Annotated in this window: 25 protein-coding genes; 12 read left to right on the top strand and 13 right to left on the bottom strand. The window is 63.2% G+C overall.

Annotation, left to right across the window (positions count from 1 at the left end):
• Window positions 1-28 precede the first annotated feature (28 nt).
• A complete protein-coding gene (gene dinG / locus HX851_RS39330) occupies window positions 29-2173 on the bottom strand; it encodes an ATP-dependent DNA helicase DinG (protein WP_177065273.1) in 2145 nt (714 codons plus the stop codon).
• A gap of 98 nt (window positions 2174-2271) precedes the next feature.
• On the opposite strand from dinG, the gene HX851_RS39335 reads away from it, so the two are divergent.
• A complete protein-coding gene (locus HX851_RS39335; RefSeq protein WP_177057722.1) occupies window positions 2272-2736 on the top strand; it encodes a CopD family protein in 465 nt (154 codons plus the stop codon).
• Window positions 2737-2824: 88 nt separating this feature from the next.
• Here HX851_RS39335 and HX851_RS39340 read toward each other — a convergent pair whose 3' ends face one another.
• Together HX851_RS39340 and HX851_RS39345 are read right to left on the bottom strand one after the other, a co-directional pair.
• Window positions 2825-3583: a collagen-like protein gene (locus HX851_RS39340; protein ID WP_177065272.1), complete on the bottom strand. Its 759-nt coding sequence runs from the start codon at window positions 3581-3583 to the stop codon at window positions 2825-2827.
• A complete protein-coding gene (locus HX851_RS39345; RefSeq protein WP_177057724.1) occupies window positions 3576-3854 on the bottom strand; it encodes a DUF1145 domain-containing protein in 279 nt (92 codons plus the stop codon). The genes HX851_RS39340 and HX851_RS39345 overlap by 8 nt, the downstream gene beginning before the upstream one ends.
• Before the next feature lie 260 nt (window positions 3855-4114).
• On the opposite strand from HX851_RS39345, the gene HX851_RS39350 reads away from it, so the two are divergent.
• Entirely contained in the window at window positions 4115-4612 is a 498-nt protein-coding gene (locus HX851_RS39350) for a DUF6231 family protein (RefSeq protein WP_177065271.1), read from the top strand.
• Window positions 4613-4616: 4 nt separating this feature from the next.
• On the top strand, window positions 4617-5093 hold the full coding sequence (locus tag HX851_RS39355; protein WP_177065270.1) for a YchJ family protein: 477 nt from the start codon (window positions 4617-4619) through the stop codon (window positions 5091-5093).
• Here the strand turns inward: HX851_RS39355 and HX851_RS39360 are convergent.
• Window positions 5086-5589, bottom strand: a complete 504-nt coding sequence (locus tag HX851_RS39360) for a hypothetical protein (protein ID WP_177065269.1) — start codon at window positions 5587-5589, stop codon at window positions 5086-5088. The two genes, HX851_RS39355 and HX851_RS39360, sit on opposite strands and share 8 nt — an antisense overlap.
• Before the next feature lie 134 nt (window positions 5590-5723).
• On the opposite strand from HX851_RS39360, the gene HX851_RS39365 reads away from it, so the two are divergent.
• Together HX851_RS39365 and HX851_RS39370 are read left to right on the top strand one after the other, a co-directional pair.
• Window positions 5724-6218 carry an LEA/WHy family protein gene (locus tag HX851_RS39365; protein WP_177057728.1) on the top strand — a complete coding sequence of 165 codons (495 nt, stop codon included), beginning with the start codon at window positions 5724-5726 and terminating at the stop codon, window positions 6216-6218.
• A 7-nt stretch (window positions 6219-6225) separates the two neighbouring features.
• On the top strand, window positions 6226-6432 hold the full coding sequence (locus tag HX851_RS39370) for an SEC-C metal-binding domain-containing protein (RefSeq protein ID WP_083875319.1): 207 nt from the start codon (window positions 6226-6228) through the stop codon (window positions 6430-6432).
• 71 nt (window positions 6433-6503) lie between these two features.
• Here the strand turns inward: HX851_RS39370 and HX851_RS39375 are convergent, their stop codons facing one another.
• The 6 genes from HX851_RS39375 to HX851_RS39400 all read right to left on the bottom strand — a co-directional run bounded on the left by HX851_RS39375 (window position 6504) and on the right by HX851_RS39400 (window position 13322).
• Entirely contained in the window at window positions 6504-7415 is a 912-nt protein-coding gene (locus HX851_RS39375; RefSeq protein WP_177057729.1) for a hypothetical protein, read from the bottom strand.
• Window positions 7416-7424: 9 nt separating this feature from the next.
• On the bottom strand, window positions 7425-8462 hold the full coding sequence (locus HX851_RS39380; RefSeq protein WP_177057730.1) for a hydroxyacid dehydrogenase: 1038 nt from the start codon (window positions 8460-8462) through the stop codon (window positions 7425-7427).
• A gap of 75 nt (window positions 8463-8537) precedes the next feature.
• Entirely contained in the window at window positions 8538-9563 is a 1026-nt protein-coding gene (gene alsC, locus HX851_RS39385) for a D-allose ABC transporter permease (protein WP_218173468.1), read from the bottom strand.
• Entirely contained in the window at window positions 9550-11058 is a 1509-nt protein-coding gene (locus HX851_RS39390; RefSeq protein WP_177057731.1) for a sugar ABC transporter ATP-binding protein, read from the bottom strand. The genes alsC and HX851_RS39390 overlap by 14 nt, the downstream gene beginning before the upstream one ends.
• 72 nt (window positions 11059-11130) lie before the next feature.
• On the bottom strand, window positions 11131-12081 hold the full coding sequence (gene alsB, locus HX851_RS39395) for a D-allose transporter substrate-binding protein (protein ID WP_218170545.1): 951 nt from the start codon (window positions 12079-12081) through the stop codon (window positions 11131-11133).
• An 80-nt stretch (window positions 12082-12161) separates the two neighbouring features.
• Entirely contained in the window at window positions 12162-13322 is a 1161-nt protein-coding gene (locus HX851_RS39400) for a Gfo/Idh/MocA family protein (protein WP_177057732.1), read from the bottom strand.
• 223 nt (window positions 13323-13545) lie between these two features.
• On the opposite strand from HX851_RS39400, the gene HX851_RS39405 reads away from it, so the two are divergent.
• Window positions 13546-14745: an ROK family transcriptional regulator gene (locus HX851_RS39405; RefSeq protein WP_177057733.1), complete on the top strand. Its 1200-nt coding sequence runs from the start codon at window positions 13546-13548 to the stop codon at window positions 14743-14745.
• 47 nt (window positions 14746-14792) lie between these two features.
• On the opposite strand, the gene HX851_RS39410 is transcribed toward HX851_RS39405, so the two are convergent.
• Together HX851_RS39410 and HX851_RS39415 are read right to left on the bottom strand one after the other, a co-directional pair.
• Window positions 14793-16184, bottom strand: coding sequence for an ATP-binding protein (locus tag HX851_RS39410; RefSeq protein ID WP_177057734.1), 1392 nt, complete (start codon window positions 16182-16184; stop codon window positions 14793-14795).
• Window positions 16181-16891 (bottom strand): response regulator, encoded by a 711-nt coding sequence (locus HX851_RS39415; protein WP_177057735.1) that lies wholly within the window; start codon window positions 16889-16891, stop codon window positions 16181-16183. The genes HX851_RS39410 and HX851_RS39415 overlap by 4 nt, the downstream gene beginning before the upstream one ends.
• A 196-nt stretch (window positions 16892-17087) precedes the next feature.
• Between HX851_RS39415 and HX851_RS39420 the strand changes: the two genes are divergently transcribed.
• The 5 genes from HX851_RS39420 (at window position 17088) to HX851_RS39440 (ending at window position 23240) form a co-directional block, all read left to right on the top strand.
• Window positions 17088-19475, top strand: a complete 2388-nt coding sequence (locus HX851_RS39420; protein WP_177065268.1) for a TonB-dependent receptor — start codon at window positions 17088-17090, stop codon at window positions 19473-19475.
• Between the two features lie 6 nt (window positions 19476-19481).
• Window positions 19482-20162, top strand: a complete 681-nt coding sequence (locus HX851_RS39425; RefSeq protein WP_177057737.1) for a Fe2+-dependent dioxygenase — start codon at window positions 19482-19484, stop codon at window positions 20160-20162.
• 31 nt (window positions 20163-20193) lie between these two features.
• Window positions 20194-21312, top strand: coding sequence for an ABC transporter substrate-binding protein (locus tag HX851_RS39430; protein ID WP_177065267.1), 1119 nt, complete (start codon window positions 20194-20196; stop codon window positions 21310-21312).
• A gap of 78 nt (window positions 21313-21390) precedes the next feature.
• Window positions 21391-22461, top strand: coding sequence for a FecCD family ABC transporter permease (locus HX851_RS39435; protein WP_438362382.1), 1071 nt, complete (start codon window positions 21391-21393; stop codon window positions 22459-22461).
• Window positions 22458-23240: an ABC transporter ATP-binding protein gene (locus tag HX851_RS39440; RefSeq protein ID WP_177065266.1), complete on the top strand. Its 783-nt coding sequence runs from the start codon at window positions 22458-22460 to the stop codon at window positions 23238-23240. The genes HX851_RS39435 and HX851_RS39440 overlap by 4 nt, the downstream gene beginning before the upstream one ends.
• A 4-nt stretch (window positions 23241-23244) precedes the next feature.
• Here HX851_RS39440 and HX851_RS39445 read toward each other — a convergent pair whose 3' ends face one another.
• On the bottom strand, window positions 23245-23796 hold the full coding sequence (locus HX851_RS39445) for a cysteine hydrolase family protein (protein ID WP_177065265.1): 552 nt from the start codon (window positions 23794-23796) through the stop codon (window positions 23245-23247).
• Window positions 23797-23946: 150 nt separating this feature from the next.
• Between HX851_RS39445 and HX851_RS39450 the strand changes: the two genes are divergently transcribed.
• Window positions 23947-24591 carry a glutathione binding-like protein gene (locus HX851_RS39450; protein ID WP_177057742.1) on the top strand — a complete coding sequence of 215 codons (645 nt, stop codon included), beginning with the start codon at window positions 23947-23949 and terminating at the stop codon, window positions 24589-24591.
• The last annotated feature ends 255 nt before the right edge of the window (window positions 24592-24846 follow it).

The following is a 24846-nucleotide window of genomic DNA, read 5'->3' on the forward strand; positions in this document are numbered from 1 at the left end:
TGAAATAGGCGATTTAACCTACATCACACTAAGAAATTTCACGGCGGAATGGCGGCAAGGCATTGAGGATAGCCTTACCGTAGCGCTGGGTGACCAGACGCCGGTCGAGCAAGGTGATGATGCCCCGGTCCTCCTCCGTGCGCAGCAGCCGGCCACAGGCCTGGACCAGCTTGAGCGAGGCGTCCGGCACCGAGATTTCCATGAACGGATTACCGCCACGGGCCTCGATCCATTCGGCAAGCGCGGCTTCCACCGGATCGTCCGGCACCGAGAACGGGATCTTGGCGATCACCACATGCTCGCAATAGGCCCCCGGCAGGTCCACGCCTTCGGCGAAGCTCGCCAGGCCGAACAGCACACTGGAGTCACCACCGTCGACCCGCGCCTTGTGTTTGTTGAGGGTTTCCTGCTTGGACAGGTTGCCCTGGATAAACACCTGTTTGCGCCAGTCGCGATCCAGGCCGTCGAACACGTCCTGCATCTGCTTGCGCGAGGAAAACAGCACCAGCGTGCCCCTGGAGCCTTCGACCAGCTCCGGCAGGTCACGGATGATCGCCGCCGTGTGGGCCACGGCATCCCGCGGGTCGGCCTTGAGGTCCGGCACTCGCAACACACCGGCATCGGCGTGGTGGAAGGGGCTGGGCACCACGGCCGTCACGGCCTTCTTCGGCAAGCCGGCGCGCATGCGGAAACGGTCGAAAGTGCCGAGGGCGGTCAGGGTCGCCGAGGTCACCAAGGCGCCGTAGGCCACGTTCCACAGATTGCGCCGGAGCATTTCCGCCGCCAGGATCGGGCTGGCATTGACCTCGATATCGAACAGCGCCCCGCTTTCCGCCAGGCTCAACCAGCGGGCCATGGGCGGGTTGTCTTCCGGGTCCTCGACGGTGAACGCGGTCCACAACTCCCAGTTGCCCTGGGCCCGGGACAGCAGGCTGCCGAACAGCGGGTACCACTCCTCGGCCTGGTTGCTGGTGATGCCGATATTGACCTCACCGTCCATGCCTTCCTTGAGCAGTTCGGTCAGGCGGGTAAAGAGGTCATTGAGGCGGGCAAAGCCCTTCTTCAGCTCGATGCCCATTTCCCGCAGGTGATCCGGGATCAACCCGCCGACAAAGCGATGGCGCGGCCGCTCGCGACCTTCCATGTCTTCGCCGGTCTTGAAGTCGGCCAGTTGCTCGCACGCGGTGAACATGAACTGCTGGTGGGTCTTGATCTCCCGCGCCAGTTCCGGGACCTGCTCGATCAGCTTGCCCAGGTCACCCGGCAGCGGGTGCTGGGCAAGCAGCTTGGTCAGGTTCTTGGCGGTCTGCTCCAGCCAGTCGGCTGTGGACCGCAGCCGCGTGTAATGGGCAAAGTGGCCGATAGCCTTGTCCGGCAGGTGATGGCCTTCGTCGAACACATACAAGGTATCGCGCGGGTCCGGCAACACCGCACCACCGCCCAGGGCCAGGTCGGCCAGGACCATGTCATGGTTGGTCACGATCACATCGACCTTGCCCATTCCCTCGCGGGCCTTGTAGAAGGCGCACTGGCCGAAGTTCGGGCAATGGCGGTTGGTGCACTGGCTGTGATCGGTGGTCAGGCGCGCCCAGTCGGCATCTTCCAGCGCATTGGGCCAGCTGTCGCGATCACCGTCCCACTTATTGCCGGCCAGTTTCTCGATCATGCTGGTGAACAGTTTCTGGCTGGCCTCATCGATCTCGATCTTGAAGCCTTCTTCCTCGAACAACTGGGCCGTGGCGGTCTGCGCGTGCCCCTCCTGCAATAGTATGTCGAGCTTGGACAGGCACATGTAGCGCCCACGCCCCTTGGCCAGGGCGAAACTGAAATTCAGCCCGCTGTTGCGCATCAGGTCGGGCAGGTCCTTGTAGACGATCTGCTCCTGCAGGGCGACGGTGGCGGTGGCGATCACCAGGCGCTTGCCGGCGGCCTTGGCGGTGGGAATCGCCGCCAGGCTGTAGGCCACGGTCTTGCCGGTACCGGTGCCGGCTTCAACGGCGACCACGGCCGGCTCGCCGTCGCGGCGGCCTTCATCGTCGGTGTCGATATCGCCCAGGACCTTGGCCACTTCAGCGATCATCAGGCGCTGACCGTAGCGGGGTTTCAGGCTCTTGGCTTCGAGGAAACGCGAGTAGGCGCCCTGGATCGTGGTTTTGAGTTCGGTGCTGATCATGAGTCTTCGGGCGCGAAAAACGCTGGATAAATTTTCAGTGGTTCGAATGGCCGCTATCATACCCCGCTAATTCATCCCGCGCCGAACGGAGTACCCGAATGACCGCTTTTGCACTCGTCTATACCCTGCATCTGCTGGCCGCCCTGATCTGGGTCGGCGGCATGTTCTTCGCCTGGATGATCCTGCGCCCGGCCGCCATGGCGGCGCTCGAAGGCCCCGCCCGCCTGAAATTGTGGGTCCAGGTGTTTCAGCGCTTTTTTGTCTGGGTCTGGGTCGCGGTGGTGATCCTGCCGATCAGCGGCGTGGGCTTGATCCAGCTGCGTTTCAGCGGGTTCGAGACCGCGCCGCGGTATGTGCAGGTGATGATGGGGCTGTATATCGTGATGTTGGCACTGTTTCTTCGTATCCAGTCATTGCAACTGCCGGAACTGCGCAAGGCGGTGGAGGCTGAACAATGGGCCGAAGGTGGCGCCGCACTGGGGCGGATTCGCCGACTGGTGGGGATCAATCTGTTGATCGGCCTGGCGCTGGTGGCGATAGTCGCTGCGCGCCCGACCTTCTGAGGAGAAGATAATCATTGATGATCGTTCCCACGCGAGCGTCCAGTGAGGCATTCCTTTGCTCCGCGTGGGAACGATCGACCGGCAGCCGTCAAAGACGCTGGATGGTCACGCTACCCGGCGCACCTTGCGGCCCCGGTTGTCCCGCCAGGCCCGGACGCCCGGACTTGCCACCATCGGTCTTGTAGACAAAGCAGCCCTTGGACTTGCCGCCCGCGCCCGGACGCCCCGCCGCGCCTGCCGGGCCACCGGCACCACCCTCGACCTGGACCTTGATCTGCTCGGCCGGATAATCCCGCGGCAGTTCGAGCCGGACCTGCGCTCCCGGCGCCCCCGGACGGCCATCGCCACCGTTGTCGCCATCGGCCCCGCGGCCGGCCTGGCCCCAGGTGCAACCCGGTTCCTCGCCATTGGCGCCGTCGAGCCCGACATAACCTGGAATGCCGGTACCGCCACGGGCATCCACCGACAACACAGGGCCGCTCAGGGCATCGATCCGCAGGTTCAGGTTACGGCCTGGCAGCGGTGCCTTCTGGTAACTGCCCGGAGCGCCTCGCGCGGTAATCTGGCTACCGCTGCCGAGGTCGGCGCGAGCAGCCCTGAGCTCGAAACTCTGTTCGCTGGGCACGATGGCGATACGCGCCTCGCGGCCCAGGTGCAGTTCGCCCACGTCCAATCGGGTGATACCTGCCGGCACCAGGAGGGTGCCATTGTCGGCCACGTCCAGGCGTTCCAGTTGCAACACACTGGTATTGCCCGGCAGGCGCAACAGGGAATTGGCTTCAACAGTCACGACCTCGGCACAGGCCAGCGGGCTGCACAGCACCGCCAACAGACACAGACTACGCATGGCTGACTTCCTCACGCGCCGGCAATGGCAGGATCTGCAGGTGGAACATACCGAACAGCAGGATCTGCGCCCGGTCACGCCAAGGGTGCGAACGGCCTTGCAGGCTGCCGTTGAACAGCAGTATCTCAAGCAGATGAGTCAGCAACAGCAGGCTCCCGGCCAGATTCACCAATAAACGAAACGGGCTGACCAGCGGATTCACCAGGTTGATCAACACCACCAGCCAGAACAGCAGCGTCAGGACCTTCCCCAACCCCCAAAGCACCTTCATACGCCCCCCTTGGTACATTATTCTTTGGGCGCACAGTAACGGCTTGCACAGGCAATTTGCCAGTGGCCCCGGAAAATTATTCTCCAACGGTCGTCCTGCCCACCCATTCGGCGAAATTCACCGGTCCAGAGCGGCTGTCCAGCCATTGACCGACACCCGTGCAGGGGGCCTCCTCCAGCCTGTTGGCGATTTCCCGAACCGCGCTCTAGGCCGGGCCGTTCGGGCAGGCTAGTCTTTGCAGTTCTGATTGAGGATTTTCGATGACCGAGAGCATTTCTTCCCGCACGCCCCAGCAAGCCCTGGCGGCACTCCTGGACCGCTATGCACCGCAGAACCTGTTGCTGGTGGGCGCAGGCAGCTTTCCGGCACTCGAGGCGTTCCAGGCGGCGCACCCGCAGACCCAGGTCGCCCTCGCCAAACCGGGGGCCCTGCCGGCCGAGCTGGCGGCACGGCGCTTCGACCTGGCGCTGGTGGTCGATTGCCTCGAACACCTGCCCAAGCGTGCCGGCCGGGAACTGCTGGGCGGCATCCGCAACCTCAATGCCAGCCGTATCGCGGTGTTGGTGGACATGCCGGCCAGTGGCTGGCAGGACAGCGACTTCTTTGCCCTGGCCCTGCAAAGCAGCGAGCGTTTCCAGCGCGACCAGCAGGTGCTGACGCTGTTCACCTACGATCTGCGGGAATACAAACAGGTGCCGGACTGGCTCAACGCCAAGTTCTGGGCCAACCCGGAAAACTTCGGCAAGTACTGGTGGTAATCCGATGAGTACATCCATTTGCCCTTGCGGCAGCGGCAACCTGCTGGACGCCTGCTGCGGCCACTACCATGAGGGCCATCCCGCGCCCTGCGCCGAGGCCCTGATGCGCTCGCGCTACAGCGCCTACGTGCTGGGCCTGGTCGATTACCTGGTGACGACCACCCTGCCCGGCCAGCAGCACGGGCTGGATCGCCAGTCCATCGCCGACTGGAGCGCGCAAAGCACTTGGCTGGGCCTGCAGGTGGAAAGCTCGGAGGTCTTCGGCGGCCAACCCGAGCACGCCTTCGTGACCTTTACCGCGCGCTGGCATGACCACGGCGGCGAACACAGCCACCGTGAGCGCTCATCCTTCGTGCAGAACAGCGGCCGCTGGTATTTCATCGACCCAACCGTCCCGCTCAAGGCCGGACGCAATGACGCCTGCCCCTGCGGCAGCGGGCAGAAATACAAGAAGTGCTGTTCGAGCTACCTGATCATCTGAGCTTCAGATGCGACGTATCGGGCACCGCCGCGGCAGGCGGCGCCGGTAGCTGGCCCATGTCACTGCCCACCGGGGCCACGCTGAACGCCGACAGGTCGAGGGCCGGTGCCACAGGCGCCGGCTTGAGGTCCTGCACATCACTGCCGATCTCGGCAATCACATAGTCCGGCGCGTCGACCTCGCTGAAGGCGGCCATATAGGCATCTCGCGGCACCACCCGGGCACGCCCGGCGGGCTCGGGAGCGGCGATCATCTCGATCTCTTCCATCGCCATCTCGACCACCGAGACCACCGCACCGGCACGTTCGATGGTCGCCCGGTACTTCTCGGCGGCGGCCACGTCGAGGTTGTTCTTCAGGACCAGGCGGCGCCCGGAGAACAGCAGTTCGATACGCTGGGCATCGGCCTGGAACAGCCGCGCCAGGTTGTTCCTGACCTGCTCGGCCGGGGCGCCGGGAACCAATTCGCCGCTGAAGACAATCTCGTAAAGACTCATGACCACACTCCTGTGCGCCGGGCTCGGATCCGTTGCGCGAATGAGCGGAAGTATCACCCAGGTGGTTTTGCCATCACAACCTTGCAACGCTTGCCCTGTCACCTTGCTAGACTGAGTTTTCGGTGGAGGAATCTATGCACTCACGGATACTCGGTGGCCTTGGCCCAATGATGCTTGGCCTGACGATGCTGCTGGCGTTGTCCGGCTGCGCGTCCTGGCTCGATGCCGGGCCCCGTGACCCCGAGGTGCACCTGGTACGGGTGGAACTGGTCAAGGCCAAGTTGCTGCAGCAGAAATTCAAGCTGCACTTTCGCGTCGACAACCCCAACGACAACACCCTGACCGTGCGCGGGCTGCGCTATCGGATCTACCTCGACCAGTGGTTGCTGACCGAGGGCGAGTCCGACGAATGGCTGACGGTGGAGCCCAACAGCCGGGCGTTTTTCGTCGTGTCGGTGCGGACCAATCTCTGGCAACACATGAAGCCCTTGGCCAAGCGCCTGGAAAAACCCGACCAGCCGATCCCCTATCGCCTGGAGGGCGAACTGAAAACCGGATTATTCATCGGCTATGACGTGCACCTTGAGCGTAAAGGCGAGATAATTCCCGGCGATTTAATTTCGGAGTAGTTCCAGCATGACTCAGCAACCTCACGTCCATGGCCCTGATTGCGATCACGATCATGATCACGCGCACCATGATCACGACCATGGCCATGTTCACGGGCCGAACTGCGGGCACGCTCACCAGGAGCCGGTGCGTAACGCACTCAAGGACGTGGGCCGCAACGACCCTTGCCCTTGCGGCAATGGCAAGAAGTTCAAGAAGTGCCACGGCGCCTGAGCGCCTGCCGGTGCAAAAGAAGACCTGCCTGAGCGCAGGTCTCTTTTTATCAGCAGGTCGCTGACCGGGGCTCAACCGCGGCTCACGCCCTCGGTGAGGGTGTAGCTGATGCTGCGTCCAGGCAGCAGATCGATCTTCGGCGAGTGACTTTCAATCTCGAAGTAGGGCAAGTCGGGTGCATTGAACACCTCGGTCGGATGCCCATGGGCGTAGGCTTGCGCTGCTGTCCCGGGCACCACCGGCGCGAACCGCCAGTACTGGTAACGGCCCTCGGGCAAATCCAGTCGAACCCTCGCCAGTCCCGTACCCCCGCCCAATCCCACCTTGAACTGCTGGCCGTGCTCACAGCGAACCAGCGCATTGCCGGCATCCACAGCAATCAGCTCCTGGCGCGTCAGGTCCTCAAGCGAGCCTTGACCGGCAATCGCTCGGAAGGGTTCGTCCCTGCTATCGCCGAGATCGACCACGACCTGGCCGGCGCGGCGCAGCATCAGCACGTCCCAGATCCCGCAGGGCACCACCCCATCGCCGGTGTTGCTCAACGTATGCTGCACCGTCCAGGATTGTGTCTGCGCCTGGAGGGTAATCTTGCGGCGTATCCGCAATCCGCTTTGCCGACAGACCGGGCTCAGCAGTTCGATGCCCGCCGACGAGTCGTCCACCCAGGTCTGCAGGACCGTATAGCGGCCACTGTCCAGGTCGCGGTGGGGATTGCCTTCGGGCCAGGCGGTTTCCGGCGCCACCCAGGTCTTGCCGCCGCCCCAGAGGGGAAACGACCAACTGCCACACAGTCGCTCCCAGACCTGCGGATCGTCACTGGCCTGTTCGCCAGCCAGTTGTGGGTGGATAAAACACAATTGCGTGCCGGCGCACTCGATACCCATCAGCCGCCCGCCGATGTCCGGCACCACCTGCAACGCCAGTTCGCCGTGGCGCAGTGTCCACGCCGGCCAGCCGAGAAACTCCCCTGAATGTAGTTGCACCTTTTCACCTCAACTCTTGTCGACCGGTTTGCTGCGCAGCAGGAACACCGACTCGGGCTGCGCGACCTTGCACATGACCGGGGCAATGCGCCGGCTGATCAGTTGCGCGTCAGCGACCACGCGTTTGCCGATCTGCCGCAGGGCCTCGTCCATCGCGCCCGCCTGGTGCGGTGACAGCAACAGGTTGTCGATACCGCGCAGGCGATGCTCCGCCGGTACCGGCTCGACCGGGAAGACATCGGTCGCCACGCGGATATGCCCGCTGGCCGCCGCATCGAGCATGGCATCGAAATCCACCACCCCGGCCCGGCTCACCAGGATAAAGGACGCCCCCGGCTGCATGGATGCAAACTGCCCGGCATCGAGAAAACCCTGGTTCTGCGCCGTGACGCCGGCCACCACGAAGATGATTTTCGACTCCCTCAGCACTTGCTCCAGCGTGGCGGCCCGGCAACCCAGTGTGCCCAGGTAGTCAGCCGGCAGCCACGGATCATAGGCCATCACCTCGCAATTGAAGGGTTTGAGCAATGGCACGATGGCTTTTCCCAGATCGCCCATACCGATAAACCCGACTTTCTGGCGAAACAGGCTGTAGGCGTCGCGGTTGGCGTCCAGGCCATAAGCCTCCGAATGCGTGCGGAAACGTCGATCCGAGCGGCTGATGCCGCGAGCCAGGTCGATCGCCATGCCCAACGCCACCTCGGCCACCGGTTCGGCGAATACCGGGCTGACATTCAGCACCCGTACGCCATGGCTGAAGCAGTAGGCGTAGTCGATGTTGCCGAGGAAGTTACCCTCGACATTGAAGATCGCGGTCAACTCGGGCAGTTGCGCCAGACGCTCCGCCGGCAGGTCGATCTGGCCGATGATCATCGTCGAGCCCAGCACTTTTTCGTTGAAGATGGCCTCGGTCACCGGCCCGTCTTCATGAATGCACACCTCCCCCAGGTTATGCAGGGCGGCAAGATCGTCCTGGTCGAAGATATCGCTGACCGCGCGTGGAGCCGGGGCGAGAAAGATACGGGCAGGCGGTATGACTGGTGACATGAATGACTCCTGGAACGGCAAGAAATGTCCACCCGCTGCCAGTACCGGCAGCGGGCAAAAGATAATCAGGAAGAATCAACGGCTCTTTTTGCTGAATAACTTGTCCAGCGTGACCGCCAGGATAATCAGCGCCCCCATCACGATTTGCTGGTAGTACGACTGCACGTTCATGATGTTGAGAATATTGCTGATGACACCGATGATCAGTCCGCCGATCACCACGCCGGTTATCTTTCCGCGACCACCAAAGAAACTGGTGCCGCCAATAATTGCCGAGGCGATGGCAAAGGTTTCAAAGCCGAAACCGGCGTTGGGTTCGGCTGCCCCCGTTCGCGCCGTGGTGACAATACCGGCCACACCGGCACACACACCGGAAATCAGAAACACGATAAAGGTGTGCGACTTGATATTGATCCCGGAAAACCATGCCGCCTGGGCATTACCGCCCAGCGCGTAGATATTGCGACCCAACTTGGTGTGCATGCTGAGAAAGTACAGGAAGCCCACCACGACCACGGTAATGATGACCGGGATCGGCACACCGAGCAGGCGACCGGAAATCAGCTCGATAAAGTGCCGATCAAAACCGAATACCGAACGGGCATCGGAAATGATCAGGGTCAGCCCCCGGTAAATCGCCGTGGTACCCAACGTGATGATGAACGGATGCAACTGGGTGATATTAACCAGCGCGCCGTTGATCGCGCCCAGCACGGCGCCCATCAGTAAACCGCCCAGCAGGATCGCCGCCCAGAACGGGCACCCGGCGATCATCAGCTTCGCCGTGATCATGCCGGTCAACGCCAGCATCGAGCCGACCGACAGATCGATACCGGCGATCAGGATGGTAAAGAACACCCCGCAGGCCAACAGCACCATCACCGAACTTTGCACCAGTATCTGGCTCAAGTTGTTGGCCGTAAGAAAGTAGTCGGGAGACAGGATGCCCGACAACACCAACAGCAGGACCAGAATGCCGACGGTTCCATAGGACTGCCAGAGATCGGCACCGCTTCGTTTCATGGGCACTGGGGCAGCAGCAGTTTTTTGTTCGACTTGTGTCATGGCAGATTCCCGGATAATTGAGCTAGCCCATTGCAATACGCATGATGCCTTCCTCGCTGGCATCACCATTGTTCATGACCTCGGCAATACGGCCTTCTTTATAAACAGCGATGCGATCACAGACCGCGAGCAGTTCCGGCAACTCCGATGAGACCATGACAATGCCTTTGCCGGCGTTGGCCAGGTCGCGCATGATTTGATAGATCTCGCTCTTGGCACCGATATCGATACCGCGCGTGGGTTCATCGAAAATAAACAGCTCGCAATCCGCCGCCAGCCATTTCGCGATAATTGCCTTTTGCTGATTGCCGCCGGAAAGTTCGGTGATGTTCTGCTCCGGCGACGTGCAACGAATACGCAGGCGCTGCTGGTAATCGACACCGAAGCGCTGTTCCTCGGCCCGGTCGATACGCTCCAGCGATATCTGCCGCCTGGCGTTGCGCAGGAACGACACCAGGGAGATGTTTTCGGCAATCGAGAAGTTATGGAAGAAGCCGGTCTTGCGCCGGTCCTCGGTGACGAACGCCATGCCTGCCTTCACCGCGTGATAGGGGCTGTCGACCGTGGCCTCTCGTCCCCCCAGGGTCACCGTGCCGCCGGCACGGGCCCGGGCACCGAAGATCACTTCCATCAGTTCGCTGCGACCGGCGCCCATCAACCCGGCGAAACCGAGAATCTCGCCCTGGAAGAGATCGAACGAGACATCCCTGACACGCCCGTCCCGCGATGACAGGTGACGCACCTCCAGCACCCGCTCGTCCGGTCGGACCCCGGCCCCGTCAGGTCGGCTGCTGTTGATTTCACGCCCGACCATGCTTGCCACCAGGGTCCGCAGAGGCGTGGTCCTGGCGTCGAAGGTACCGACGCACTGACCGTCCTTGAGCACGGAAACGCAGTCGCCGATTTCGGCGATCTCCTTGAGCTTGTGCGAGATGTAGACAATGCCGATACCGGCGGACTTCAGTTCGTTGATCACCTTGAACAGGTGCTGTACTTCGGTATCGGTCAGCGACGAAGTGGGCTCATCCATGATGATCACCCTGGCATCGCACACCAGCGCCTTGGCAATCTCCACCTGCTGCTTTTCGGAAATGCTCAGTTCGCCGACCAGGGTCGCCGGGTGCCGGGCCAGGCCGATCCGCGCCAGGGTCTCGCGCGTCTTGCGGTGCATCAGGGCCCGATCGATCATCGACACCCCCAGCACCTTGCGCGTCGGCAGGCGCCCGACAAACAGGTTCTCCTCGATGCTCAGGTAATCGATGACGCTGAGTTCCTGGTAGATCAGCGCAATGCCGTAGGCCTTCGAAATACTCGGGGTCAGGCTGGCGTACTGCGTATCGCCGAGCTGTATCTGGCCTTCGCTGGGCTCATAGATGCCACTGAGGATCTTCATCAGTGTCGACTTGCCGGCACCGTTTTCGCCGAGCAGGATGTGCACCTGCGAGGCATGGATATCGAAACTCACGCCATCGAGCGCCACCGTGCCGGCGAAGCGCTTGACGATATTGCGCACTGAAACCAGCGCTCCCATGATGCTCTCCCGACAAGAAACACGACCTGGTTATCGCCCGGGGCAACGACCCCGGGACAACACCCGCACGGGTTACTGGCCCTGTGTGATCAGATGCGAATCGATGGCGATGAACTGCGCCGCGTTTTCCACGCTGATGGCCGGCTTGTTCTTCAGGGTGTCAATCATGATGTCCAGCCCGCGTGCGCCCATGGCCGCCGAGTCCTGGGCAACGGTGGCGGTGAGCTCGCCGTTCTTCACCGAATCGAGGGCCTCGGGTGCTCCGTCGGTGCCAACCACGATGACCTGACCTTGCAGGTTGGCGTTCCTGACGGCTTGCACCGCGCCCAGGGCCATGGTGTCGTTGGCGGCATAGATGCCCTTGAGGTCGGGGTTGCGCTGCAGGATGTTGGTCGTGACGTCCAGCGCCCGTGCCCGGTCCCAATCGGCCGGCTGGCTGGCGACCACCTTGATCCGGTCCCAGCCCTTGAACGCCTCGGCGGCGCCATCGCGACGCGCGTCACCGGTGGCGTTACCCGCCTTGCCTTCGATGATCGCGACCTTGCCACCGCCGGCGCCCAGGCGGTCGACGATATACTGGCCACCCTTTTTACCCACCAGCTTGTTGTCGGTGGCGAGGAAAGCCACCACGCTGCCGCCTGCCGCCTTCAGTTGCTCGACATCGACCTTTTCATCCAGGTTGACGATGTACACGCCCTTGCGGCTCGCCGCGGCAATCGGCTGGACCAGGCTGACCGCGGTGATCGGGGCCACGCCGATGGCCTTGTAGTTCTTGTTGATCGCGTCCTCCAGCAAGCGTTGCTGGCCCTGGATATCGTCCTCGCTCCCTGCCGCGAAAATATCGACGGTGACGCCCTTGGCCTTGGCTTCCTGCTCGATGCCGTCACGCATCGATATCCAGTACGGATTGGCCAACGTCTTGAGGATCACCGCATAGTCCGCCTGTGCGGCCATCGCCTGCTGGAGAGAGCCCAGCAACAGACAACCGCCCATCAGCACTGCCACCATGGATTTCGATTTCATGGTTTATCTCCTGTACGCCGCGAGGCGTTCTTATTGTTGTAGAAGACAAGAAACGGGATATTTCGAGGGTTCGGGGCGGGCTATTGCGTCGGTTCCCGCAGCGTTCTCGGGTCAGCAGCAATGGCTACCCAGCCTTGCTGTGCCACGGAGTTCAACACGGCATCGACTATCGCCGCCGAGCGCAGCCCATCCATGAAGGTGGGCAGTCCCTCGGGGGACTCGCCATCGATGGCGCGGTAGGTATCACCGATAAACGCCGCGAAACAGTCGACATAACCCTGGCCATGACCGGCAGGCACGGTGGCCAGGCGACGCTGTTCGCAGGCACCGCGCGAAGGGTCCTTGACCCGCAGCTCCACCGAATCGACACCACCGATCCAGAGCTGCTCCGGGGTTTCCTGGTCAAACACCAGGCTGTGTTTGGCGCCGTCGATCTCGAACCACAGGCGATTCTTGCGCCCGGCCGATACCTGGCTGATGGTGACGTTGGCGAGGGTGCCGGTGGTGGTGCGCAACAGAGCGACCGCCACGTCTTCGGTATTGACCGCCACCGTGGGGCCGGCGGGCGATGCGGCCGCGGCGCTGAAGGTCTGGCTCGCCAGGGCCGGGCGACTCTTGATGGTGGTCGACAGGCTGGCCACCACCGACTCGAAGCGCTCGCCGCTGATCCACTCGACCAGATCGCACCAGTGCGAACCGATATCGGCGAAGGCCCGGGACGCGCCGCCTTTGCCGGGGTCGACCCGCCAATTGCTGTCGCGGCTGTCCAGCAGCCAGTCCTGCAAGTAGCTGCCATGAATCAGTTGCAGCGCGCCGATGTCGCCGCTGCGCACCCGCGCCCGGGCTTCGCGCACCATCGGGTGGTAGCGATAGACAAAAGGCACGGTTGCGACAAGACCACGCTCGGTCGCCAGGGCCGCCAGCGCCTGGGCATCGGCCTGGGTGGTCGCCAGCGGTTTCTCGCAGATCACATGCTTGCCGGCCTTCAGCGCTGCCTCGGCGGCCGGGAAGTGAAAGGCATTGGGCGAGCAGATGTGCACGACCTCGACCAGGGGATCGGCCATGACCGCCTCGATGGACGTGTAGGCGCACTCCGCGCCCCACTCGCTGGCTATCTGCCGTGAACGCTCGGGCGATGACGCCAGCACACCACGCAAGCGGGCACCCGCCTGGCGCGCCGCCTGCCAATGCACGGCACCGATCATCCCGGTGCCAATGATCGCAATGGAACGTGGCTGCATATCGTCTCCGTGTCTTTGTTATTGATTGGACGGATGGGCATCGGCCAGCCAGGGGCGACCGTGCTTGTGGGATAATAAAAACACAGAAAAACCTAAATAAAAACAACTTTTGATTTAAAATAAAACAAAAGTGAACGAGCAGCCTTTTCAAAGCGCCCTCCGTTACAGAAAATGGCCCTGAAGAAAACGGCCTGACAGAAAACAAGGTGGAAAGATCCGCGTGATGCCAACCAGAATCGAAGAGATGCTGTCGCCCAACAGCGCAGGCGCCATCCTCAACCTGATCCACACCGGCAAGGCATTGACCCGGGCGGCGATCATGGAAGTGTCCGGATTATCGCGATCGACCGTGACCCAGCGGCTCGACACCCTGCTCGCCAACGGCTACATCCGCACGGCGAGCCATGAAAGCTCGACCGGTGGCCGCCCCTCGGGGCGCTTCGAGATCGACAAGGATTTCGGCGTGATGCTGGTGGCCGATATCGGTGCCCAGCAGATGCGCATCGCGCTGAGCGACATGCACGGCCAGATGCTGCTGCAGGAACACTTCCAGATAGAGATCAACGATGGACCGGAGCACATTCTCGGTGCTGTCGAAGGCTGCTTCCTCGACCTGCTGGGCAGGGCCGGGAAAACCCTGGACGATGTCAGGGGCATCGGCATCGGCATCCCGAGCCCGGTGGAATTCGCCACCGGGACACTGGTGCGCCCGCCCTTGATGATCGGTTGGGACGGTTGCTGCGTGCCGGATTTCTTCCGCGCCACCTTCGATTGCCCGATCGTGCTCGACAAGGACGTGAACCTGATGGCGCTCGGCGAACACCGGCAGATCTGGCCGACCTCGACGCACCTGATGTTCCTGACCATCAGCACCGGCATCGGCGCCGGGCTGGTGATGGATGGCCGCCTGCAGCGTGGAGCCCAGGGCGCCGCCGGCGATATCGGCCACCTGTTCGTCGGCAACACGCAATTGGGCGAACTGCCGCTGTGTCGGTGCGGCAATACCGGTTGCCTGGAGGCCTATGCTTCCGGCTGGGCGATCAGCAAGCAATTGCAGGCCGACGGCTACAGCCGCGCGGCCCTCAGCGACATCACCGCCATGGCACGCCAGGGCCAGGCCAATGTGGTCAATCTGCTGCAATCCTCCGGACGCTTCGTCGGCGAAGCACTGGCCCAGGCGGTGAGCCTGATCAACCCGTCGCTGGTGGTGCTGGGCGGTGTACTTGCCGAATGCCAGGACCATCTGCTCGCCGGTGTGCGCGAAACCATCTACCGGCGCTCACTGCCCCTGGCCACCCGCGACCTGCAGGTGGTCAGCAGTCAGCTGGGCGACCTCGCTGCGTTGCACGGTGCGGCGCATCTGGTTCGCGACCAGGTGTATGCACCGGCCGCGGTCAACCGCTACCTGGCCCGTGCCGGCTGAGCGCTAGTCATGATCAGGCGCCAAGCGGGGTCACTCGGGGCTCCCCGCTAGCCGTCGAGCCGGCGCTCGAACGCCAGCACCACCTCGAGCCCGCCACCCTCGCGATTGCGCAGGGTCATCCGGCCGCCATGGGCGGCCGCGATGGTATGGGCGATGCTCAGCCCCAGGCCATAACCGCCGGTCCTGGCATTGCGTGACCCCTCGACCCGATAGAACGGTTCCACCACCTGCTCCAGCAACGCCTCGGGAACGCCCGGCCCGCGGTCGCTGATGACGATGCGCAGCCACTGCGGCTGATCCTCCACCCGCACCACCACCTCGCAGCCATAGCGCACCGCGTTCTCCAGCAGGTTCTGCACACAACGTTTGAGGCTGCGGGCATAACCGGGCAAGGGACGCTGCGCCCAGCCCTCGACACTGACCGGCTCGCCGATATCCTGCAGGTCCGCCTGCAGACTGCGCAGCAGGGCATTGATATCGATGTTCTGCCGCTCTTCGTTGACTTCACCGCTGCTGACAAAGTCCAGGGTGCTGGAGACCATATGCTCCATGTCTTCCAGGTCCGTGCGAAAGCGCTCCTTGACCTGGTTGTCCTCCAGCAACTCGGTGCGCAGGCGCAGGCGGGTGATGGGCGAGCGCAGGTCATGGGAAATCGCCGCGAGGAAACGCGTACGCTCGGCGATATTGGCGATCAACCGTTGCTGCATGGCATTGAAGGCCTGGGCCGCCCGACGCACTTCGGTCGGCCCGTCCAGCGGCAGCGGCGGGCGCTGGATATCCCGCCCCAGAGCCTCGGCCGCCCGCGCCAGGGCATTCAACGGCCGAATCGCCAGGCGCACCGCCAGCAGCGCGATGATCACCAGCACCACGATCCGCAACAGATAGATGCGCATCAGGTAATCGAACAGCACATCCACCGGCGAGGTGCTGGTCCAGCCCTGTTCCTCGCTGGCATCGACCATCAGCCAACGCCCGTCGGGCAGGCGCAGGTCGATCAGGAAATGGCCGACCGCCGGGTTGCTGCCGAACAGCGTCGGCAGGCCCGCGACCTGGCCCTGCTGGTCAAGCACGGATAACTGCAACAGCCGCGCGGTCTGGGCATAACCGGTTTTTTCCGACAGTACCTTGTTCAGCAGGCGCTCGGTGCCCTGGTCGGCGTCCTCCAGTTCATCGGGCAGATCGCTGGCCTGGTCACTCAAGGTCAGATGAAAGTTCGGCGAGTCGATCAGACCGATCAGGGTGTCGACGCGCTGCGGATCGAGATGGGACAGGCGGACGATATTCGCCAGGCGGGTGGCGATCAGCCGGGTGGGAATCTCCAGTACCTGGCTGTGGCGCACGTCGTACCAGATGCTGCTGGTCACCACCTGGGCCGCGAGCATGCCGGCCACCAGGATCAGCACCAACCGGCCGAACAGCGAGCGCGGCCACACCCTCACGACTGGGGATCCACATCGGTGGCGGTCAACATATAGCCTTCATTGCGCACCGTCCTGATCAGGCCCGGCTCCAGTTGCTGGCGCAGGCGACTGATACAGACATCGATGGAACGGTCGAACGGCGTACTGTCCTTGTCAAACACGTGGTTGAGCAGGAAGTCGCGGCTGAGCGGACGGTTGGGATGTTGCAGCAGCAGGCGCAGGACACGGAAATCCGAATTCCCCAGGCTGATCACCAATCCTTCCGGGGACAGCACCTGGCGGGCCCGGGTATCGAGTTGCCAGCCGGCGAAACGGATGGTCGGCACATCGTCGATCCGCGCTCGCTCGGGAAAACTCTGGGCACGGCGCAGCACCACCTTGATACGGACCAACAGCTCACGGGGATCGAACGGCTTGGGCAGGTAATCATCGGCGCCCAGCTCCAGGCCGAGGATGCGGTCCACCAGGGTGCCGCGGGCGGTCAGCATGATCACCGGCGTATTGGAGGTCACCCGCAGTTCACGGCACAGGCTCAGCCCGTCCTCGCCCGGCAACATCAGGTCGAGGACGATCAGGTCGATGACATTCAGCTCCAGGCGCCGACGCATTTCCTTGCCGTCACAGGCGGTGGAGGTCTGGTAACCGGCGTTGCTCAGGTACTCGGACAGCAACTGACGGATTTCCGGATCGTCATCGACGATCAACAGGTGATCTGGCTTGGTCATGGAAGAAAGTCAGCATCCGAAAAAAAACTAGGAGATAGCCGAAAGCTCACGGCTTGTTGGAGTGAAATGTAATGGAATGTGTTGAGTCGCGCTTGTATGCGATTCCAATACAAAGCGCGCTCCGCCCGGCGAACCCGGCTCTTTAGACTACCGAATCTAAATAAGATTGATTTTAATTTAGCATAGGTTGTCGCGCATGCCATCGTTGTCCCAGCCCTCCACTTCACGTCTCCAGCCCTTGGCCCTGCCACGTACGCTGGCCCCTGTTTTCGGCCTGATGGCCATGGGCGCGCTGAGTCCCCAGGCACTGGCTCAGGATACCGAGGCCCAGGGCGCACTGACCCTGCCCGACCTGAAGGTCGAAGGTGACTATAGCTCGCCCTACAAGGTCGACCGGGCCAGTTCGGCCAAGCTCAGCCAGCCACTGCTGGATACCCCGCAAAGCGTCACCGTCGTGCCGCAGCAGGTGCTCAAGGAGCAGAACGCCCAGACCCTGCAGGAAGTGCTGCGCAACGTACCCGGGATCACCTTCATGTCCGGCGAGGGCAACCTGGGCTGGGGCGACCTGTTCTCGATCCGCGGTTTCTCCTCGGAACAGAGCCTGACCGTGGACGGCGTGCGTGATGCCGGCATGTCGACCCGCACCGATACCTTCAACCTGCAACAGGCCGAGGTGTTCAAGGGCACCGGGGCCATCGAGTCCGGGGTCTCGGCGGTGGGCGGCAGCGTCAACCTGGTCAGCAAGGAGGCTCATCTGGGTGATGCGAACAAGGTTTCGGCCGGGGTCGGCAGCGACAACTACCGGCGCCTGACGGCTGATATCAACCATGAGTTGAACGACACCAGCGCCCTGCGCATCAACCTGATGCGCCACTACAACGCCGTGGCCGACCGCGACGATGTCGACTATGACCGCTGGGGCATCGCCACTTCCCTCGGTCTGGGCCTGGGCACCCAGACCCGGATGTTTGTCGACCTGTTCTACCAGAAGGACAACAACACCCCGGACACCGGCCTGCCGATCCAGCGCGGCACTAACGGCGACACCATGCCGGGCGTGAAACGCTCCAACTGGTACGGCGATTCGAGCCTGTACACCCAGCAGACCGAAACCACCTCGCTGACTGCCCGCCTCGAGCACGACTTCGACAACGATGCCAAACTCAAGAACCAGATCCGCTGGGAACGCACCGACAACTTCGGCGTGCTGTCGCCGGCACGCTTCTTCGCCGCCAACACCAACGGCCAGAAAACCTGTACCGGCCCCCGTTGCGCGACCCTGGGCTATACCGGCGTCGGTCCGGTCAGCCAGGTGCCGGGTTCGACCGTCAACGCTTACCCCGGCTACACCAGCAACGACAACACCGCCTACGGCATCCTGCGCGGTGACGACTTCGGCCAATCGAAGCGCTATACCATCCTCGACAACCAGACCGACTTCAGTTTCGGCTTCAACACCGGCAGTTTTTCCCATGCGGCGGTCAGCGGTATCGAGCTCTACCACGAGACCTACGGCGGCCTGAAGCGCAACGCCGAAGTGCCCACCGGCGACATGCTGTTCAACATGGCCGACCCGCAGCACGACTTCGCCAGCACCTGGGTGACAAAGGGCGAAGGCGATCCCCGCTCGATCATCGACAACGCCGGTGTCTACTTCGGCGACACCGTGACCCTGACCGAACAATGGCAGGTCCTCGGCTCGCTGCGTTATGACAACTGGCGCGCCCAGACCACCCAGCGCGGCCAGGCCGATATCAAGAGCGACGATGGCGCCCTGAGCGGACGCGCCGGCGTGGTCTACAAGCCACTGCCCAACGGCAGCATCTACGCCTCCTACAGTGAGGCGGCGGAACCTTCGGCGGTCGGTGCCTCGACCAACAACCAGATCTACGGCGCCTCGACCACCAGCAACTACACGCCGGCCAAGTCGAAGACCTACGAGGTCGGCACCAAGTGGGATATCGCCCACGACCAGTTGAATGTCACGGCGGCGATCTTCCGTACCGAACTGGAAAACTCCTGGGAATACCAGGACGGCGAAACCGCCCCGGTACGGGCCTTGCCGGCCAAGCGGGTCGACGGCGTCGAACTCGGCCTGCAGGGCAATATCACCCCGCGCTGGACCGCCTACAGCGGCTTCTCCGCCCTCAAGAGCGTGCAGACCAAGGGCGCCAACAAGGGCTCCGAGGCCAAGAACGTCCCGGACCTGACCGCCAACCTGTGGACCACCTACGCGGTGACCGATGCCCTCAGCCTCAGCTACGGCGCCAACTATGTCGGGCGCCGACGCTACAGCGACAACGAGTATGTCGGTGGCCTGAACAATAACAGCAGCTACGCCAACGGCCCGTCCGGGGTCAACGCGATCTACGTCAAGGACAACGAAAAGGCCCCCGGCTACTGGCTGCACAACCTGGCGGCACAGTACCAGTTCAACCCGCAGACCCGGGTCAACCTGAACCTAAACAACGTCTTCAACACCTTCTACTACAGCCAGATCGGCGCATCCCTCGATGGCTTCCAGCTGTACGGGATTCCCGGCGCCGGCCGCACGCTGACGGCCAGTGTCGACTATGAGTTCTGAACCGGCATGCTGATCGAGATTCCCGCACTGTTCCGCGCCGCCGAAGCCCGCGACATGGTCGCGGCCCTGCTGGCCGAGCCGTGGATCGACGGCAAGGCCACCGCCGGGCTCGACTCGGCTCGGGTCAAGCACAACCGGCAGTTGCCGGAAGACTCGGCCCTGGGCATCCGTCTCGGCGAGCGCATCCTCGGCCGGCTCTCGGACAACGCACTGTTCATGTCCGCCGCCCTGCCGAAGAAAATCTATCCGCCGCTGTTCAATCGCTACAGCGACGGCGAGTCGTTCGGCCTGCATGTGGACAACGCCATTCGCGGCCTCAAGGGTGTGCGCGAACGGGTCCGCACTGATCTCTCCGCGACCCTGTTCCTCGCCGATCCGGCCAGCTACGACGGTGGTGAACTGGTGATCCGCGACACCTTCGGCGAACACGCCGTCAAGCTGCCCGCCGGACACCTGGTGCTCTACCCCGGCAGCAGCCTGCACAAGATCAACCCGGTCAGCCGTGGCGAACGGATCGCCGCATTTTTCTGGACCGAAAGCCTGGTCCGCGAAGACAGCCAGCGCAGCCTGCTGCTGGACATGGATGTGGCGATCCAGCGCCTGAGCGCGCAACACGCCGACCCGGAATCCCTGCTGCAACTGAGCGGCGCCTACCACAACCTGCTGCGGCGCTGGAGTGACGTCTGATGCGCCGCCTGCCTTTCCCGGAGATATCGTGATGACCAAATCCCGTGCGCTGCTGCGCCTGAGTGCCCTGTTCACCGTGTTGCTGCTCGGCCCCGTAGCGGTGGCCTCGGCCCATGAAGTCACCGACGTGCTCGGCCGCAAGGTCGATGTACCGGACCATGTCCAGCGCGTGGTGCTGGGTGAAGGCCGGCTGATTTCCGCCTTCGCCCTGCTCGACCGCGAGGCACCGTTCCAGCGCATCGTCGGCTGGCAGAACGACCTGCGCCTGCTCGACCCGCACACCTACGCGGCGTATGCGGCCAAGTTCCCCAAGGTCAAGGACATCCCGCTGATCGGCCAGGCCTCGGAGCAGAGCGTCAGCGCCGAAGAAATTCTCAGCCTGAAACCGGACCTGGCGGTGTTCAGTATCTCCGGCCACGGCCCGACCGAGCATAGTCCGGTGGCCGATGTGCTGGCCAAGGCCGGCATCGCGGTGCTGTTCGTCGACTTCCGGATCAATCCGATCAAGGGCACCCACGACAGCCTCAGTGCCCTGGGCCAGGCCCTCGACCGCGAGCCACAGGCCAAGGCGTACCTGGATTTCTATGACCAGCACCTGAAGGCGATCACCGACAAGGTCGGCAACCTGCCGGAAAGCCAGCGCCCGAAAGTCTTCCTCGAACTGCTGGCCGGGGCCTGGCAGGCACCGGGACACACCACCGGCAAGAGTGGCATGGGTGAAGTAATCCGCACCGTCGGCGGGGTCAATATCGCCGAAGGCGTGGTGCCGGGTGCGCTGGGGGATATCAGTGTCGAATATGCGCTCAAGGCCGATCCGGACCTGTATGTCGCCACCGGCAATCACAAGCCGGGGCTGATCCTCGGTGCAGAGGTCAGCCAGGCCGAAGCGAGCGAAGCCTTCGACAGCGTGCTCGCCCGTCCCGAGTTCAAGAACCTGCGGGCGATCCGCATGGGCAATGCCCACGGCCTGTGGCATGACTTCTACAACTCGCCCTACAACCTGCTGGCCATCGAAGCCCTGGCCAAGTGGATCCATCCGCAACTGTTCGCCCAGTTGAATCCGCAGGACACCATGGACGCCATGAACCAGCAGTTCCTCGATACGCCGCTCAAGGGCGCGTACTGGATCGACGCGCCAACCCATCATTGAGGATCAAGGGCTGTCACGCGCCCCTTTGTGGGAGCCGGCTTGCCGGCTCCCACTGGAGTTGTGACAAGCCTGAAGACGATGAGTACATCCTTGAGTGTTTCTCCCCTGGACCTGGCAACTGCCAGCCAGGGTTATCGCCGCCTGTTGCTGCGCCGCCTGTGGTTACTGGTGCTGCTGGGCGGCGCCTTGCTCTGCGCGATTCTGGTCGACCTGGCCAGCGGCCCGTCCGGGATGGGCCTGCCGGCCCTGCTCGACGGCCTGCTGCACCCGGCCCACCTGAGCCTGACCGACCAGGTGATCATCTGGAACGTGCGCCTTCCCTACACCCTGATGGCCGTGCTGGTGGGCTGCGCGTTGTCCCTGGCCGGCGCGGAAATGCAGGCGATCCTCAACAACCCGCTGGCCAGCCCGTTTACCCTGGGCGTGTCCTCCGCCGCGGCTCTCGGCGCCTCGCTGGTGATCGTGTTCCCGGTTTCCACTGTGTGGCTGTCGAACAATACGGCGATTTCGCTTTCGGCCTTTGTCTTCGCCGCTGCCTCGGTATTTCTCCTGCAAGCCATGTCACGCCTGCGCGGCGCCGGGGTGGAAAGCCTGGTGCTGTTCGGCATCGCCCTGGTCTTCAGTTGCAACGCGGTGGTGGCGCTGCTGCAACTGGTCGCCACCGAAGACGTGCTGCAACAACTGGTGTTCTGGACCCTGGGCAGCGTGACCCGGGCCAACTGGGACAAGCTGGGCATCCTCGCGCTGGTGATCGTCGTGGTCATGCCCTTCTCCTTTTCCGCCGCGCCACGCATGACCTTGCTACGCATGGGTGAGGATCGCGCCATGAGTTTCGGCGTCGATGTGAAGCGCCTGCGTTTCGCCTCGCTGCTGCGCATCAGCCTGTTGTCGGCGACGGCGGTGGCCTTTGTCGGCACCATTGGTTTTATCGGCCTGGTGGGACCGCATATCGCGCGGATCCTGGTGGGCGAAGACCAACGTTTCCTGCTGCCCGCCAGTGCCCTGGTCGGCGCCTTGCTGCTGTCGCTGTCGTCGATTGCCAGCAAATTGATCATGCCCGGCGTGATCGTACCGGTGGGCATTGTCACGGCACTGGTCGGCGTACCGATCTTCGTGCTGCTGGTGTTCAAGCGCGGGAGGCGGCCATGAGCGAGCAGGAACACGGCCTGCGGGTCGAACATGCGGTGATTGGCTACGGACGGCGCCAGGTGGTGCGCGACCTGAGCATGCCAACGCTGCAACCTGGCACCCTGACGGCGCTGATCGGCCCCAACGGTGCCGGCAAGTCGACCCTGCTGCGCGGCATCGCCGGCCTGGAAAAGATGAGCGGCGCGGTGCGCCTGCAGGGTGAGGACCTGACCCGCCTGTCGGTCGCCGAACGGGCGCGACGGGTCACCTATATGCCGCAGAACCTGCCGCCGGGCCTGAGCCTCAGCGTGCTGGAAAGCGTGATCGCCGCCCTGCGTGTCGGCCAGCTGTCCAGCGCCGAATGCCTGGAAGAAGCATTCAAGGCGCTGCAGCGCATCGGCATCACGCATCTGGCGGACCAGTGGTTGAGCACCTTGTCCGGCGGCCAGCGCCAACTCGTCAGCCTGGCGCAGTTGATTGCCCGGCGACCGCAGGTGATGCTGCTGGACGAGCCCACCAGCGCCCTGGACCTCAACTACCAGTTGAAAGTCATGGCCTGTGTGCAATCGCTGGTGCGCGAACACCGGTTGATCGCCGTGGTGGTGCTGCACGATATCAACCTCGCCGCACGTTATGCCGACAACCTCGCGGTGCTGCGCCAGGGCCAACTGTTCGCCAGCGGCGCGCCCGAGGCGATTCTCGATACCCGTCTGTTCGCCGAGGTCTATGGCGTGCGGGCACGGATCGAGCGCTGCTCGCGGGAGACCTTGCAGGTACTGGTGGACGAGGCGGTCGGCTAACCGCTCAAAGCAGCTCGCGGCTGGATACCACGGTGGCGTACTCGCCATGCAGGTTGCCCAGGGACATCGCGTGTACCTCCTGGGCGCTGTGGGGTTGGCCGAAGAAGTCCACCTTGTCGAAGGTGTAGCAGGCGTCTTCGACCACCCAGGTGGCAAACCCCAGGTTGCCGGCGGTGCGCGCCGTCGACTCCACGGAGTTGTTGGTGGCCACGCCGACGATCACCAACTGCTCGATGCCCGCCTCTTGCAGACGGACTTGCAGGCCGGTGGCGCAAAAGGCATCCGGCACGTCCTTCTGCACCAGCCATTCCCCCGCCGACGGCCGGAAACGCTGCTGAAACTCCACCCCCGACTGCCCTGGCCAGAACACCGACTCCGGTGAGCGGGACAGGTGCTGCACATGGATCACCGGACGCGCGTTGCCGCGCCAGTGCCGCAGCAACTCGGCCATTCTTTCTTCAGCCTGCGGATTGTTGCGTGGCCCGAGCCGCGGCTGTTGAATGCCCTGCTGCTGGTCGATCACGATCAATGCCGTGCGGTCCCCGATAGTCGCCATTCCCCGTGTCCCTGTTATCTGCCTTGAAGCCTTGCAGTTGAGCATCCAGGGCTTCCACTCGACAAGCCATTGGGAGTAAAACAGTCGGCTCACGGCGAACCGCCGGGCAAGATCCACTGCGGTTCAAGCAGACCTGACCTGGAGCGCGGCATGATCGACCTGTATTACTGGACCACCCCCAACGGCCACAAAATCTCGATTTTCCTGGAAGAGGCCGGCCTGCCCTACCAGGTTCACCCGGTGAATATCGGTGCCGGCGAGCAGTTCAGGCCCGAGTTCCTGAAGATTGCCCCCAACAACCGGATTCCGGCGATTGTCGACCACACGCCGGCCGACGGTGGTGAACCGCTGTCGCTGTTCGAGTCCGGCGCGATCCTGCTGTACCTGGCGGAAAAGACCGGCCGCTTCATTCCCCAGGACCTGCGCGGACGCCAGGAAACGCTGCAATGGCTGTTCTGGCAGATGGGCGGCCTGGGGCCGATGGCCGGGCAGAATCATCATTTCAACGTCTTCGCGCCGGAAAAGATTCCCTACGCGATGAAACGCTATATCGACGAGACCGCCCGTCTGTACGGCGTGCTGGACAAGCGCCTGGCCGACCGCGCATTCGTTGCCGGCAGCGAATACAGCATCGCCGACATGGCGATCTACCCGTGGATCGTTTCCCACCAGCGCCAGAGCCAGAAGCTGGAAGACTTCCCCCATCTGCATCGCTGGTTCAAGGTCATCCAGGCCCGGCCGGCCACCGGGCGGGCCTATGCTTGGGTGGACAAAATCAACCCGCCCAAGCCCTGAACCTGAAGCCTGAAGCCTGGAACTGAGACTGAGACTGAGACTGTGGGAGCGGGCTTGCCCGCGAAGAGGCCAGTGAGAACGCCAAAAGCTTCGGGGGCAAGCCCCCTCCCACACTCCCTCCTCCCACCAATCCTCCTCCCACCCAAAAAAACCAGCTTGCCCCCCTCCCCCGCCCGACAGAAACAGCCAGGATTGCGCAAAACCCGAAAATAAGCGCAGCCCCCGTCTTGCGCGGCTTCCTCCTGCTCACTAACG

Source organism: Pseudomonas gingeri, from assembly GCF_013385635.1.
Classification (GTDB): Bacteria; Pseudomonadota; Gammaproteobacteria; order Pseudomonadales; family Pseudomonadaceae; genus Aquipseudomonas; species Aquipseudomonas gingeri_A.